The 13770-nt window shown below is 50.1% G+C and carries 11 protein-coding genes; 5 read left to right on the top strand and 6 right to left on the bottom strand.

The annotated features are described in order from the left end of the window. Positions 1 to 39 precede the first annotated feature (39 nt). The 6 genes from LG381_RS19530 to LG381_RS19505 form a co-directional block, all read right to left on the bottom strand. Positions 40 to 1101 carry a fimbrial protein gene (locus LG381_RS19530; RefSeq protein WP_225762802.1) on the bottom strand — a complete coding sequence of 354 codons (1062 nt, stop codon included), beginning with the start codon at positions 1099 to 1101 and terminating at the stop codon, positions 40 to 42. Further along, positions 1098 to 1829 (bottom strand): molecular chaperone, encoded by a 732-nt coding sequence (locus LG381_RS19525; RefSeq protein ID WP_225762801.1) that lies wholly within the window; start codon positions 1827 to 1829, stop codon positions 1098 to 1100. Before LG381_RS19525 ends, LG381_RS19530 begins: the two co-directional genes overlap by 4 nt. A gap of 14 nt (positions 1830 to 1843) precedes the next feature. Next, a complete protein-coding gene (locus tag LG381_RS19520; RefSeq protein ID WP_225762800.1) occupies positions 1844 to 4303 on the bottom strand; it encodes a fimbria/pilus outer membrane usher protein in 2460 nt (819 codons plus the stop codon). Between the two features lie 50 nt (positions 4304 to 4353). Continuing rightward, positions 4354 to 4920, bottom strand: a complete 567-nt coding sequence (locus LG381_RS19515; RefSeq protein ID WP_000472409.1) for a fimbrial protein — start codon at positions 4918 to 4920, stop codon at positions 4354 to 4356. A gap of 381 nt (positions 4921 to 5301) precedes the next feature. Further along, positions 5302 to 6585, bottom strand: coding sequence for a citrate synthase (gltA, locus tag LG381_RS19510; RefSeq protein ID WP_000785828.1), 1284 nt, complete (start codon positions 6583 to 6585; stop codon positions 5302 to 5304). A gap of 205 nt (positions 6586 to 6790) precedes the next feature. Further along, positions 6791 to 6898 carry a hypothetical protein gene (locus LG381_RS19505; protein ID WP_122983127.1) on the bottom strand — a complete coding sequence of 36 codons (108 nt, stop codon included), beginning with the start codon at positions 6896 to 6898 and terminating at the stop codon, positions 6791 to 6793. Positions 6899 to 7278: 380 nt separating this feature from the next. On the opposite strand from LG381_RS19505, the gene sdhC reads away from it, so the two are divergent. From sdhC to sucA, 5 genes are all read left to right on the top strand, one after another. After that, a complete protein-coding gene (gene sdhC / locus LG381_RS19500) occupies positions 7279 to 7683 on the top strand; it encodes a succinate dehydrogenase cytochrome b556 subunit (RefSeq protein WP_000263354.1) in 405 nt (134 codons plus the stop codon). Continuing rightward, positions 7677 to 8024, top strand: coding sequence for a succinate dehydrogenase membrane anchor subunit (gene sdhD / locus LG381_RS19495; RefSeq protein ID WP_000254365.1), 348 nt, complete (start codon positions 7677 to 7679; stop codon positions 8022 to 8024). The genes sdhC and sdhD overlap by 7 nt, the downstream gene beginning before the upstream one ends. After that, complete coding sequence (gene sdhA, locus LG381_RS19490) at positions 8024 to 9790, top strand: succinate dehydrogenase flavoprotein subunit (protein WP_000775531.1); 1767 nt, start codon at positions 8024 to 8026, stop codon at positions 9788 to 9790. Before sdhD ends, sdhA begins: the two co-directional genes overlap by 1 nt. Before the next feature lie 15 nt (positions 9791 to 9805). Beyond that, positions 9806 to 10522: a succinate dehydrogenase iron-sulfur subunit SdhB gene (sdhB, locus tag LG381_RS19485; RefSeq protein WP_001235258.1), complete on the top strand. Its 717-nt coding sequence runs from the start codon at positions 9806 to 9808 to the stop codon at positions 10520 to 10522. A 443-nt stretch (positions 10523 to 10965) separates the two neighbouring features. Then, positions 10966 to 13767 carry a 2-oxoglutarate dehydrogenase E1 component gene (gene sucA, locus LG381_RS19480; RefSeq protein WP_001181468.1) on the top strand — a complete coding sequence of 934 codons (2802 nt, stop codon included), beginning with the start codon at positions 10966 to 10968 and terminating at the stop codon, positions 13765 to 13767. Positions 13768 to 13770: the final 3 nt, after the last annotated feature.

Here is a 13770-nt window from a genome sequence, read left to right as displayed (position 1 = left end):
TGCGATACCCTTCTCGACTGAAAAGGGCATCATCTCGATTCAGTTGTAGTTAATCTTAAAAAGCACCACAGTATCGAAGGGACCAGCCTCGATGGGGGTGCCTGGAATGGACGAAAGTTCAGCCGTATAGTTTTTTTCGTAGATCAGCATGTCGCTGGTGAAATCGGCATATTCGCTGTATTTATTGAAGGTATAGGGCGAGGCGTTTTCGTCCAGTAAACGTAGTTTAAGTCCATTACCAATCAACAATGCTTTATCTTCTTCAACCAACGTTTCTTCGGTATAAAACGAGGAACTGACTTTAAATCCGTCGGTGCACTGGTCATTTTGTGATTTTGTCGTCTTAATACTAAAATTTTTCGACATCGTGTGGCGGCGAATATCCAGGACGTTAAATTTACCAAAATCAATCACCTGTGTTTCAGGCGAAATAGAAAAGTTAACGCTGCAATCCAGTACACGAATGTTTTCCAGACCGGTAATGTGATATTTCAGGTTTTGGGCAGAAGGATCTTCATTAACACTGCCAGCGCCATCGAATTGCACCACAATATAGTCGCTCAGCGTACTTTGATAATCATGCGGCGGCATTTCACGAACTTTAACATAGAGCCGCATACGAGCGAGAAATGTACGCGACATATGAATATTGTTGGAATCGCCGGAACAAATCTTATTTTGCCACCCCATAGCAATGATCTGCTCTGGTGTGTAGATACCAATTTTCTTGCTGTCGATACACTGGTTGGTGTCGATTCGACTTTTCCCGAGACTGGCATCGTAATCAACGCCGTTATATGTTACGCCAAGTTGATAATAGCGATCCTGCATTCCGGGGTAGGGGTTTACCCAGGCATAAACATGCTCGCTTTCAAAGTTGCCGTTAGTATTGTTGTCACAATAGACGGGAATTTTAATATCGTCAGATTCCCAGATTTTATCGCCAGGTTTAGCATTGCCCGGCACAGCAAAGGGTTGAATAGCTTCTGATTTTTCTACAGATCCGCCAGATGTGCCAAAATAGCAGTTCAGCGCCAGCGCAGACTTCAACGGTAGAAATAACAGACAGATAACGAACAACAATCCCTTGCCAGCACTCATTTCTTCGCCTCCACCGCCTGTAAACGACATTGTCCGTTACAGTTCAGAGTATTCATCCGTAATGCGCCGTAATCATCCATGTAACCCAGGTAAAATTGATTACCGTTATAGCTTCCTGTATTCGTTGTGACGGTGCTAAAAGGGGCAATCATCACCGATTTAAAACCGGGGAGCACACCTTTATCATTTTGCCCAAGATAGGCAATCGTCAGGTAATAGGCGGTAGGGTTTTTCAGGGTAAGTTCGTTGCCCTTCTGGCTAACCTGTAACTGTAACTCTATGTGTTCACCTGTTTTCTTGCGCAATGCCGCAGGTCGCCAGAACAACTTAATACGGCTTTGGATCGCGACCTGAAGTATCGCATGGTCGCTGCTTTTATCCGGCGCTGGCGGAATTTCGCGCATGTTATAGTAGAACAACGTTTCACGATCGCTGGGCAATTGTGTGGTTGACGCTTGCTTTACAATCCGCACCTGCGATGTTGCTTTTGGTTCCAGGCGCTGTATTGGTGGCAGGGCGACCAGAAGATCGTCGCTTTTCTCCCCTTTATGATTTTCTATCCAGGAATATGCAAGGTAAGGCAGTTTGTCACTTTGGTTTTCTATGCGCAGGCTGGTGGCTTTGTCGTTGGCGTTAAACACAACTCGTGTGCGATCGGGTTGCACTGCAGCGTTGCTACCCAGGCTGACGGCTAACAGAATCAGGGGCAATCCTTTAATAAATGTCATTCTCTTTTCCTTAATTAATGACAAGGTAAAATCAGGCGTTTGGTCGTGTCTTCCAGACGTTCTGGCAGATGAATAATGCAACTTTGTTTATCGCCCCAGAGCACAGTAAATTGCTGGTTTTCAGCTACTCCGCCAAGCCAGGCATGGCCTTCCTCGCTAACCATACCGACACTAATTCCACTGCCATTCTGCTGAATATTGGCACCGAGAGGGGGATAGTGACCGCTGGCGTCGCGAATAATAATGTTAACGTCTTTACCAGAACGGGAAGCCAGCGATTTGTAACCAATAGCGCCTTCAATCCACGTTTCTTTGATGATATTTTCAGCAACCGTTACGCCATCAGGTAAATCATTCATGTTGACTGCCACGGTGGAAGGTTGGTAACTGGAAATTAGCGGCACTACCGCAATACCAAAATGGTTGGTGTAGTCGAGATTACCCTGAACCGGAATATTTGCCACGCCGTCGGTGCTGACCATCAGCCGAGGCTCATTGGTTGAACTGCGGCGATGGAAGGCTGCGCCATATTGAGTGGCGGTAAAGGAACCGCTCCAGCTACTGCTGACAGAGCTGTAATCATTGGCGGCATAAGTGCCAGACAAATCCCATTCGCCGGCTGAACTCAGGTGTTGATAGTTACCACTCACCTGGGCGCCATTGTCAGGACGGTCGGATTGCAGCCCGGCAGACATGCCCCAGCTATTACGTTCATCCAGCGTATCGTTCCACGACATGCGGTGCGTGGTGCTGTTACTACTGTTTTGCATGTCATAGCCGACTCGACCACCGTTACCGACAGGTAATGAAATCGACAGGTAAATCTGGTTGTCGCGATCTTTGTCTTCGTAGTGGGTTGTGTTGAATGACGTCGAGATCGATATATCTTTCCAGTCACCGATATCAATATTAAAACCTGCCGTTATGTTGGCGGTCGTGGAGGTATTTGCGTTCCACCAGGTCTGATGTAACAGGTTGGCGTACAGGTTGAGGTTCAGAGGGGTTATCGGTTGGCCTACTGATAAGCTGATCGTCTGTTTTTCGTCTTGTGCATCGTTGTCGTTGTATTTGTGATCCAGATAGTTGGCGTAGCTGTGAAAATGACGATCGGAGAAGCGATAAGCAGCGAGTGAAATCGTACTATTTGTGGCGTCCACTTGTTTGCTGTAATTGAAACGGTAGCTTAAGCCCCGCTCGTCCTGCTGGGTATCAAATTGGCTACTGGCCCAGGTGACATCAAATGACAACGCCCCCAGCCAGAGCATATTTTGCCCGATGCCTATTGCGCCAGAATGGTAGTCATCTCCGGAGAGTAGCAAACCGCCATATAACGAGGTATTCGAGAGCATCCCCCAGGATATTTCATTACTAAAAAAGGTTTCATTTTCAGTTTGATGAGACATTGAGGTTCGCGGCTGACCAACAGCAAGTTTATAGCGAACCTGACCCTGGCGCGTCAGGAAGGGCGTCGAGGCGGCCGAAACCTGAAAGTTGTTCACACGTCCATCGTCTTCCGTCACTTTGACATCCAGCGTGCCCTGAACAGACTGATTGAGGTCATCAATAATAAACGGGCCTGGCGGGACTTTTTTCTGATAAATAACTCGCCCCGAATGACTTACGGTGACAGTGGCGTTGGTTTGCGCGATACCGCTGATTTGTGGGGCGTAACCACGCAATTCCCAGGGCAACATCCGGTCATCGCTGGTCAGTGCCGCACCGGTATAAGAAAAACCGTCGAAAATATTGGAACTAAAATCAGTTTCGCCCAGGGTTAATTTCGAACCTAATTGCGGTAGTGGGCGAAAAAGATAAGTACGTGATATTCCGCCGCTCTGGTCATGGGCATCGTCGCTTTCGGAGCTGCTCAGCTGGTAATCGCTGCGTAAGCGCCATGCACCCATGTTAATACCGGCAGTACCGTAAGCGTTCAGGTTGGTGTTGCTGCTACTGCCCTGTGGACGGTAGTTGCTGGCAAACAGGTTGTAATCCATCAGGACGCCGGCTACACATTCTTTCCATGTTGATGGCGGCATCCAGTTTTCTGAGTGCCATGCCAGCCACGCTTGCGGAATGGTGATATTGAGTTGCTGATTGGCTTGATCGAAATTGAAGAGTATTTCTGGATGCGAACTAAAATCAACACACTGATTTATCTGTACTAATGATTGACGGAAGTCTGGTTTTAAACCAAATTTATCCACCAGTGATTCATCGATGCACGGAATGGTTTTATCACCGCTTTTTTGCCAGCTAATTTTTTGCCCGTTACTTATTTGGTTATTATTAACGGTAATGCTAACAAAATATTCACCGGGGGCAATCACCCCTTTGTCTTTTAATAATGAAATATCAATGCTATCACGCATCGATTTGTCGAGGACGCTCAGGTTAAATTCGACCGCCAGCGCGGACGGCATTACCATCGTCAGGCAGGATACAAAAGAGAGTCGATAAATATTCACGGTGTCCATACCTGATAAATATCTGCAGAAAGGCGGCTACGTCGCCGCCATAATTATTCTTATTTATAATCCAGAACGTAGGTCGCGTTAGCGGTTACGGCACCGGCAGTGACATTGACTGCATTGTCAATTTGTTCCATCCAGGCAAAGAAGTTCAGCGTTTGTTCTGTTGAGCTTGCATCCAGGTCGAGGTCTGGCGCAGCTGTACCCAATACGATGTTTGTGTCATTTTTGTCCATCAGTCTTACGCCGACACCTGTTGCTTCGCCAGCACTGGTATTGCTCAACAGAGGTGTTGCCCCCGTCGTTTTAGCCGAACCGTCGAAGGTTACGGCAACTTTGGATATTGGCGAACCGCTACCATTATCAGAACCTGGCAGGTCACAGTTTATTAAGCGAATGTCGACGGCCACTTTATTGCTGTGATGATCCCGGTTTATATGGGTTGTCGTGACTTGTCCAAGGTCAATATTTTTATCAACATCATCTGGATGAATGTCACAAGGTGCTTCAATAATTTCACCTTTAAAGTGAATTTCACCAGAGCCTTCGTCTGCGGCATAAACAGGAGCAGTGAACAACAGAGATACGGCCAATGCGGCCAATGTTTTTTGTCCTTTAAACATAACAGAATCCTTTAAGGAAATAGAAAAATAGTATAGCTCTACCAGATTATCTGATTTTGCGTGAGGATTGTTTTTAGTTTTGCTTAAAAATATATTTAGTTTTATTAAATGCAAATGCAATTGATTGGTGTTGTGAATTAATCAAGACGTAGAAAATAGAAGTGAATTATGGATATGCATAATATTCAGTGGATTATAAACAGGACGGAGAGAACAATTATTTTTATGAAGATATTGCATTGACTGCTATTTGAACTGGTTGTTTTTTATTTGGCGTCCGGTTTTTGATTTTATTTTTACATTTTTTTATGCTTAAACCAACAAAAAATAACCCGCCATATAAACGGCGGGCTAAATTATTTGCTGCTCAGTAATCACCGATTAACGTTTGATATCGCTTTTAAAGTCACGTTTTTCATAGCCAGTATACAGCTGACGCGGACGGGCAATTTTCATGCCGTCACTGTGCATTTCGCTCCAGTGGGCGATCCAGCCAACGGTACGTGCCATTGCGAAAATGACGGTGAACATGGAAGACGGAATCCCCATCGCTTTCAGGATGATACCGGAGTAGAAATCGACGTTCGGGTACAGTTTTTTCTCGATAAAGTACGGGTCGTTCAGCGCGATGTTTTCCAGCTCCATTGCCACTTCCAGCAGGTCATCTTTGGTGCCCAGCTCTTTCAGGACTTCATGGCAGGTTTCACGCATTACGGTGGCGCGCGGGTCGTAATTTTTGTACACGCGGTGACCGAAGCCCATCAGGCGGAAAGAGTCATTCTTATCTTTCGCACGACGAACAAATTCCGGAATGTGTTTAACGGAGCTGATTTCTTCCAGCATTTTTAGCGCAGCTTCGTTAGCACCACCGTGAGCCGGCCCCCACAGCGAAGCAATACCTGCTGCGATACAAGCAAACGGGTTCGCACCCGAAGAACCAGCGGTACGCACGGTGGAAGTCGAGGCGTTCTGTTCGTGGTCAGCGTGCAGGATCAGAATACGATCCATTGCACGTTCCAGAATTGGATTGACTTCATACGGTTCGCACGGGGTGGAGAACATCATGTGCAGGAAGTTTCCGGCGTAGGAAAGGTCATTGCGCGGGTAAACAAATGGCTGACCGATGGAGTATTTGTAACACATCGCTGCCATGGTCGGCATTTTCGACAGCAGACGGAACGCGGCGATTTCACGATGACGCGGATTATTGACGTCAAGTGAATCGTGATAAAACGCTGCCAGCGCGCCGGTGATACCGCACATGACCGCCATCGGATGAGAGTCGCGACGGAAGGCGTGGAACAGACGGGTAATCTGTTCGTGGATCATCGTATGACGAGTAACGGTAGTTTTAAACTCGTCATACTGTTCCTGGGTCGGTTTTTCACCATTCAGCAGAATGTAACAGACTTCCAGGTAGTTAGAATCGGTCGCCAGCTGATCGATCGGGAAACCTCGATGCAGCAAAATACCTTCATCACCATCAATAAAAGTAATTTTAGATTCGCAGGATGCGGTTGAAGTGAAGCCTGGATCAAAGGTGAATACACCTTTTGAACCGAGAGTACGGATATCAATAACATCTTGACCCAGCGTGCCTTTCAGCACATCCAGTTCAACAGCTGTATCCCCGTTGAGGGTGAGTTTTGCTTTTGTATCAGCCATTTAAGGTCTCCTTAGCGCCTTATTGCGTAAGACTGCCGGAACTTAAATTTGCCTTCGCACATCAACCTGGCTTTACCCGTTTGTTATTTGGCTCGCCGCTCTGCGAAAGAGGGGAAGACCTGGGTACAGAGCTCTGGGCGCTTGCAGGTAAAGGATTCATTGATGACGAATAAACGGCGAATCAAGCACTTAGCAATCCGAATTATTAAACCTGTCTATCACTAATAACTGTCCTGGATGGATTGGTCAATACTTCCACACTGTTACATAAGTTAATCTTAGGTGAAATAGTGACCCCATAACTTTTACGCATTATATGCTTTTCCTGATGATGTTTGTAACAACTTTGTTGAATGATTGTCAAATGAGATGGTTAAAAATTAAATAAATGTTGTTATCGTGACTTAGATCACTGTTCTGGATAAAACCCGACAAAGCATATGTAGGTTAATTGTAATGATTTTGTGAACAGCCTATACTGCCGCCAGGTCTCCGGAACACCCTGCAATCCCGAGCCACCCAGCGTTGTAACGTGTCGTTTTCGCATCTGGAAGCAGTGTTTTGCATGACGCGCAGTTATAGAAAGGACGCTGTCTGACCCGCAAGCAGACCGGAGGAAGGAAATCCCGACGTCTCCAGGTAACAGAAAGTTATCCTCTGTACCCGTAGTCCCCAGGGAATAATAAGAACAGCATGTGGGCGTTATTCATGATAAGAAATGTGAAAAAACAAAGACCTGTTAATCTGGACCTACAGACCATCCGGTTCCCCGTCACGGCGATAGCGTCCATTCTCCATCGCGTTTCCGGTGTGATCACCTTCGTTGCAGTGGGCATCCTGCTGTGGCTTCTGGGTACTAGCCTCTCTTCCCCTGAAGGTTTCGAGCAAGCTTCCGCCATTATGGGCAGCTTCTTCGTCAAATTTATCATGTGGGGCATCCTTACCGCTCTGGCGTATCACGTCGTCGTAGGTATTCGCCACATGATGATGGATTTTGGCTATCTGGAAGAAACATTCGAAGCGGGTAAACGCTCCGCCAAAATCTCCTTTGTCATTACTGTCGTGCTTTCAATTCTTGCAGGAGTCCTCGTATGGTAAGCAACGCCTCCGCATTAGGACGCAATGGCGTACATGATTTCATCCTCGTTCGCGCTACTGCTATCGTCCTGACGCTCTACATCATTTATATGGTCGGTTTTTTCGCTACCAGTGGCGAACTGACATATGAAGTCTGGATCGGTTTCTTTGCCTCTGCGTTCACTAAAGTGTTCACCCTGCTGGCGCTGTTTTCCATCTTGATCCATGCCTGGATCGGCATGTGGCAGGTGTTGACCGACTACGTTAAACCGCTGGCTTTGCGCCTGATGCTGCAACTGGTGATTGTCGTTGCACTGGTGGTTTACGTGATTTATGGATTCGTTGTGGTGTGGGGTGTGTGATGAAATTGCCAGTCAGAGAATTTGATGCAGTTGTGATTGGTGCCGGCGGCGCAGGTATGCGCGCGGCGCTGCAAATTTCCCAGAGCGGCCAGACCTGTGCGCTGCTCTCTAAAGTCTTCCCGACCCGTTCCCATACCGTTTCGGCGCAGGGCGGCATTACCGTTGCGCTGGGTAATACCCATGAAGATAACTGGGAATGGCATATGTACGACACCGTAAAAGGGTCGGACTATATCGGTGACCAGGACGCGATTGAATATATGTGTAAAACCGGGCCGGAAGCGATTCTGGAACTGGAACACATGGGACTGCCGTTCTCGCGCCTTGATGATGGTCGTATCTATCAACGTCCGTTTGGCGGTCAGTCGAAAAACTTCGGCGGCGAGCAGGCGGCACGTACAGCGGCAGCGGCTGACCGTACCGGTCACGCACTGTTGCACACCCTTTATCAGCAGAACCTGAAAAACCACACCACCATTTTCTCCGAGTGGTATGCGCTGGATCTGGTGAAAAACCAGGATGGCGCAGTGGTCGGTTGTACCGCACTGTGCATCGAAACTGGTGAAGTGGTTTACTTCAAAGCTCGTGCTACCGTGCTGGCGACTGGCGGGGCAGGGCGTATTTATCAGTCCACCACTAACGCCCACATTAACACCGGCGACGGTGTCGGCATGGCTATCCGTGCAGGCGTACCGGTGCAGGATATGGAAATGTGGCAGTTCCACCCAACCGGTATTGCCGGTGCGGGCGTACTGGTCACCGAAGGTTGCCGTGGTGAAGGCGGTTATCTGCTGAACAAACATGGCGAACGCTTTATGGAGCGTTATGCGCCGAACGCCAAAGACCTGGCGGGGCGTGATGTGGTGGCGCGTTCCATCATGATCGAAATTCGTGAAGGTCGTGGCTGTGATGGCCCGTGGGGACCACACGCAAAACTGAAACTCGACCACCTGGGTAAAGAAGTTCTCGAATCCCGTCTGCCGGGCATTCTTGAACTCTCCCGTACCTTCGCTCACGTCGATCCGGTGAAAGAGCCGATTCCGGTTATCCCAACCTGTCACTACATGATGGGCGGTATTCCGACCAAAGTGACCGGGCAGGCGCTGACGGTGAACGAGAAGGGCGAAGATGTGGTGATCCCTGGCCTGTTCGCGGTGGGTGAAATTGCTTGCGTATCGGTACACGGCGCTAACCGTCTTGGCGGCAACTCGCTGCTGGACCTGGTAGTCTTTGGTCGTGCGGCAGGTCTGCATCTGCAAGAGTCTATCGCCGAGCAGGGCGCACTGCGCGATGCCAGCGAGTCTGATGTCGAAGCTTCTCTGGAGCGCCTGAACCGCTGGAACAACAACCGTAACGGTGAAGATCCGGTGGCGATTCGTAAAGCACTGCAAGAATGTATGCAGCATAACTTCTCGGTCTTCCGTGAAGGTGATGCGATGGCGAAAGGGCTTGAGCAGTTGAAAGTGATCCGCGAGCGTCTGAAAAATGCCCGTCTGGATGACACCTCCAGCGAGTTCAACACCCAGCGCGTTGAATGCCTGGAACTGGATAACCTGATGGAAACGGCGTATGCAACGGCTGTTTCTGCCAACTTCCGTACCGAAAGCCGTGGCGCGCATAGCCGCTTCGACTTCCCGGAGCGTGATGATGAAAACTGGCTGTGTCACTCCCTGTATCTGCCAGAGTCGGAATCCATGACGCGACGTAGCGTCAACATGGAACCGAAACTGCGCCCGGCATTCCCGCCGAAGATTCGTACTTACTAATGCGGAGACAGGAAAATGAGACTCGAGTTTTCAATTTATCGCTATAACCCGGATGTTGATGATGCTCCGCGTATGCAGGATTACACCCTGGAAGCGGAAGAAGGTCGCGACATGATGCTGCTGGATGCGCTTATCCAGCTGAAAGAGAAAGATCCCAGCCTGTCGTTCCGTCGCTCCTGCCGTGAAGGTGTGTGTGGTTCCGACGGTCTGAACATGAACGGCAAGAATGGTCTGGCCTGTATTACCCCGATTTCGGCACTCAACCAGCCGGGCAAGAAGATTGTAATTCGTCCGTTGCCAGGTTTACCGGTGATCCGCGATTTGGTGGTAGACATGGGACAATTCTATGCGCAATATGAGAAAATTAAGCCTTACTTGTTGAATAATGGACAAAATCTACCAGCTCGTGAGCATTTACAAATGCCCGAGCAACGTGAAAAACTCGACGGGCTGTATGAATGTATTCTCTGCGCATGTTGTTCAACCTCTTGTCCGTCTTTCTGGTGGAATCCCGATAAGTTTATCGGTCCTGCAGGCTTGTTAGCGGCGTATCGTTTCCTGATTGATAGCCGTGATACCGAGACTGACAGCCGCCTTGACGGTTTGAGTGATGCATTCAGTGTATTCCGCTGTCACAGCATCATGAACTGCGTCAGTGTATGTCCGAAAGGGCTGAACCCGACGCGCGCCATCGGTCATATCAAGTCGATGTTGTTGCAACGTAATGCGTAATGCCCCGGCCTGATGGTCAAGGCAAAAATGTGCACGAACGGTTCCCTCGCCCCTTTGGGGAGAGGGTTAGGGTGAGGGGAAAAGGTCAGCGCCGGTGCGGACAATGACCCTCACCCCGACCCTCTCCCTGGAAGGGCGAGGGGGAAAATCGAGCCTGCGTTAACAATTAAGCAGGTTTGTTAGGAACCGTAGGCCTGATAAGACGCGCAAGCGTCGCATCAGGCAACCAGCGCCGGATGCGGCGTGAATGCCTTATCCGGTCTACAAAAGAAATGCAGGAAATCTTTAAAAACTGCCCCTGACACTAAGACAGTTTTTAAAGGTTCCTTAGCGGACGCAGAAAATACGACAAGTCCGCAACAAGTGAACCCCGGCACGCACATCACTGTGCGTGGTAGTATCCACGGCGAAGTAAGCATAAAAAAGATGCTTAAGGGATCACGATGCAGAACAGCGCTTTGAAAGCCTGGTTGGACTCTTCTTACCTCTCTGGCGCAAACCAGAGCTGGATAGAACAGCTCTATGAAGACTTCTTAACCGATCCTGACTCGGTTGACGCTAACTGGCGTTCGACGTTCCAGCAGTTACCTGGTACGGGAGTCAAACCGGATCAATTCCACTCTCAAACGCGTGAATATTTCCGCCGCCTGGCGAAAGACGCTTCACGTTACTCTTCAACGATCTCCGACCCTGACACCAATGTGAAGCAGGTTAAAGTCCTGCAGCTCATTAACGCATACCGCTTCCGTGGTCACCAACATGCGAATCTCGATCCGCTGGGACTGTGGCAGCAAGATAAGGTGGCCGATCTGGATCCGTCTTTCCACGATCTGACCGAAGCAGACTTCCAGGAGACCTTCAACGTCGGTTCATTTGCCAGCGGCAAAGAGACCATGAAACTCGGCGAGCTGCTGGAAGCCCTGAAGCAAACCTACTGCGGCCCGATTGGCGCCGAGTATATGCACATTACCAGCACCGAAGAAAAACGCTGGATCCAACAGCGTATCGAGTCTGGTCGCGCGACGTTCAATAGCGAAGAGAAAAAACGCTTCTTAAGCGAACTGACCGCCGCTGAAGGCCTTGAACGTTACCTTGGCGCAAAATTCCCTGGCGCAAAACGCTTCTCGCTGGAAGGCGGCGACGCGTTAATCCCGATGCTTAAAGAGATGATCCGCCATGCTGGCAACAGCGGCACCCGTGAAGTGGTTCTTGGGATGGCGCACCGTGGTCGTCTGAACGTGCTGGTGAACGTGCTGGGTAAAAAACCGCAAGACTTGTTCGACGAGTTTGCCGGTAAACATAAAGAACACCTCGGCACGGGCGACGTGAAATACCACATGGGCTTCTCGTCTGACTTCCAGACCGATGGCGGCCTGGTACACCTGGCGCTGGCGTTTAACCCGTCTCACCTTGAGATTGTAAGCCCGGTAGTTATCGGTTCTGTTCGTGCCCGTCTGGACAGACTTGATGAGCCGAGCAGCAACAAAGTCCTGCCAATCACCATCCACGGTGACGCCGCAGTGACCGGACAGGGCGTGGTTCAGGAAACCCTGAACATGTCGAAGGCGCGTGGTTATGAAGTTGGCGGTACGGTACGTATCGTTATCAACAACCAGGTTGGCTTCACCACCTCTAACCCGCTGGATGCCCGTTCTACGCCGTACTGTACGGATATCGGCAAGATGGTTCAGGCACCGATTTTCCACGTAAACGCGGATGATCCGGAAGCCGTTGCCTTTGTGACCCGTCTGGCGCTCGATTTCCGTAACACCTTTAAACGTGATGTCTTCATCGACCTGGTGTGCTACCGCCGTCACGGCCACAACGAAGCCGACGAGCCGAGTGCAACTCAGCCGCTGATGTATCAGAAAATCAAAAAACATCCAACGCCGCGCAAAATCTACGCTGACAAGCTGGAGCAGGAAAAAGTGGCAACGCTGGAAGATGCCACCGAAATGGTTAACCTGTACCGCGATGCGCTGGATGCGGGTGATTGCGTGGTGGCAGAGTGGCGTCCGATGAACATGCACTCCTTCACCTGGTCGCCGTACCTCAACCACGAATGGGACGAAGAGTACCCGAATAAAGTTGAGATGAAGCGCCTGCAGGAGTTGGCTAAACGCATCAGTACGGTGCCAGAAGCCATTGAAATGCAGTCTCGTGTTGCCAAGATTTATGGCGACCGTCAGGCAATGGCGGCTGGTGAAAAACTGTTCGACTGGGGCGGCGCGGAAAACCTCGCTTACGCCACACTGGTTGATGAAGGCATTCCGGTTCGCCTGTCGGGTGAAGACTCTGGTCGCGGTACGTTCTTCCACCGCCACGCGGTGATCCACAACCAGTCCAACGGTTCAACTTACACGCCGCTGCAACACATCCATAACGGCCAGGGCGCGTTCCGTGTCTGGGACTCCGTACTGTCTGAAGAAGCAGTGCTGGCGTTTGAATACGGTTATGCCACCGCAGAACCACGCACTCTGACCATCTGGGAAGCGCAGTTCGGTGACTTCGCCAACGGTGCACAGGTGGTTATCGACCAGTTCATCTCCTCTGGCGAGCAGAAATGGGGTCGGATGTGTGGCCTGGTGATGCTACTGCCGCACGGTTACGAAGGGCAGGGGCCGGAGCACTCCTCCGCGCGTCTGGAACGTTATCTGCAACTTTGCGCTGAGCAAAACATGCAGGTGTGCGTACCGTCTACTCCGGCACAGGTTTACCACATGCTGCGTCGTCAGGCGCTGCGCGGGATGCGTCGTCCGCTGGTCGTGATGTCGCCGAAATCGCTGCTGCGCCATCCGCTGGCGGTCTCCAGCCTCGAAGAACTGGCGAACGGCACCTTCCTGCCAGCCATCGGTGAAATCGACGAGCTTGATCCGAAGGGCGTGAAGCGCGTAGTGATGTGTTCTGGTAAGGTTTATTACGACCTGTTGGAACAACGCCGTAAGAATAATCAACACGATGTCGCCATTGTGCGTATCGAGCAACTCTACCCGTTCCCGCATAAAGCGATGCAGGAAGTGTTGCAGCAGTTTGCTCACGTCAAGGATTTTGTCTGGTGCCAGGAAGAGCCGCTCAACCAGGGCGCATGGTACTGCAGCCAGCATCATTTCCGTGAAGTGATTCCGTTTGGGGCTTCTCTGCGTTATGCAGGCCGCCCGGCCTCCGCCTCTCCGGCGGTAGGGTATATGTCCGTTCACCAGAAACAGCAACAAGATCTGGTTAATGACGCGCTGAACGTCGAATAAATA

Source organism: Escherichia sp. Marseille-Q3837, assembly GCF_916618735.1.
In the GTDB taxonomy this organism is placed as follows: Bacteria; Pseudomonadota; Gammaproteobacteria; order Enterobacterales; family Enterobacteriaceae; genus Escherichia; species Escherichia ruysiae.
The sequence above is the reverse complement of the archived record's forward strand: the minus strand, read 5'-3'. Positions and strand labels throughout refer to the sequence as shown.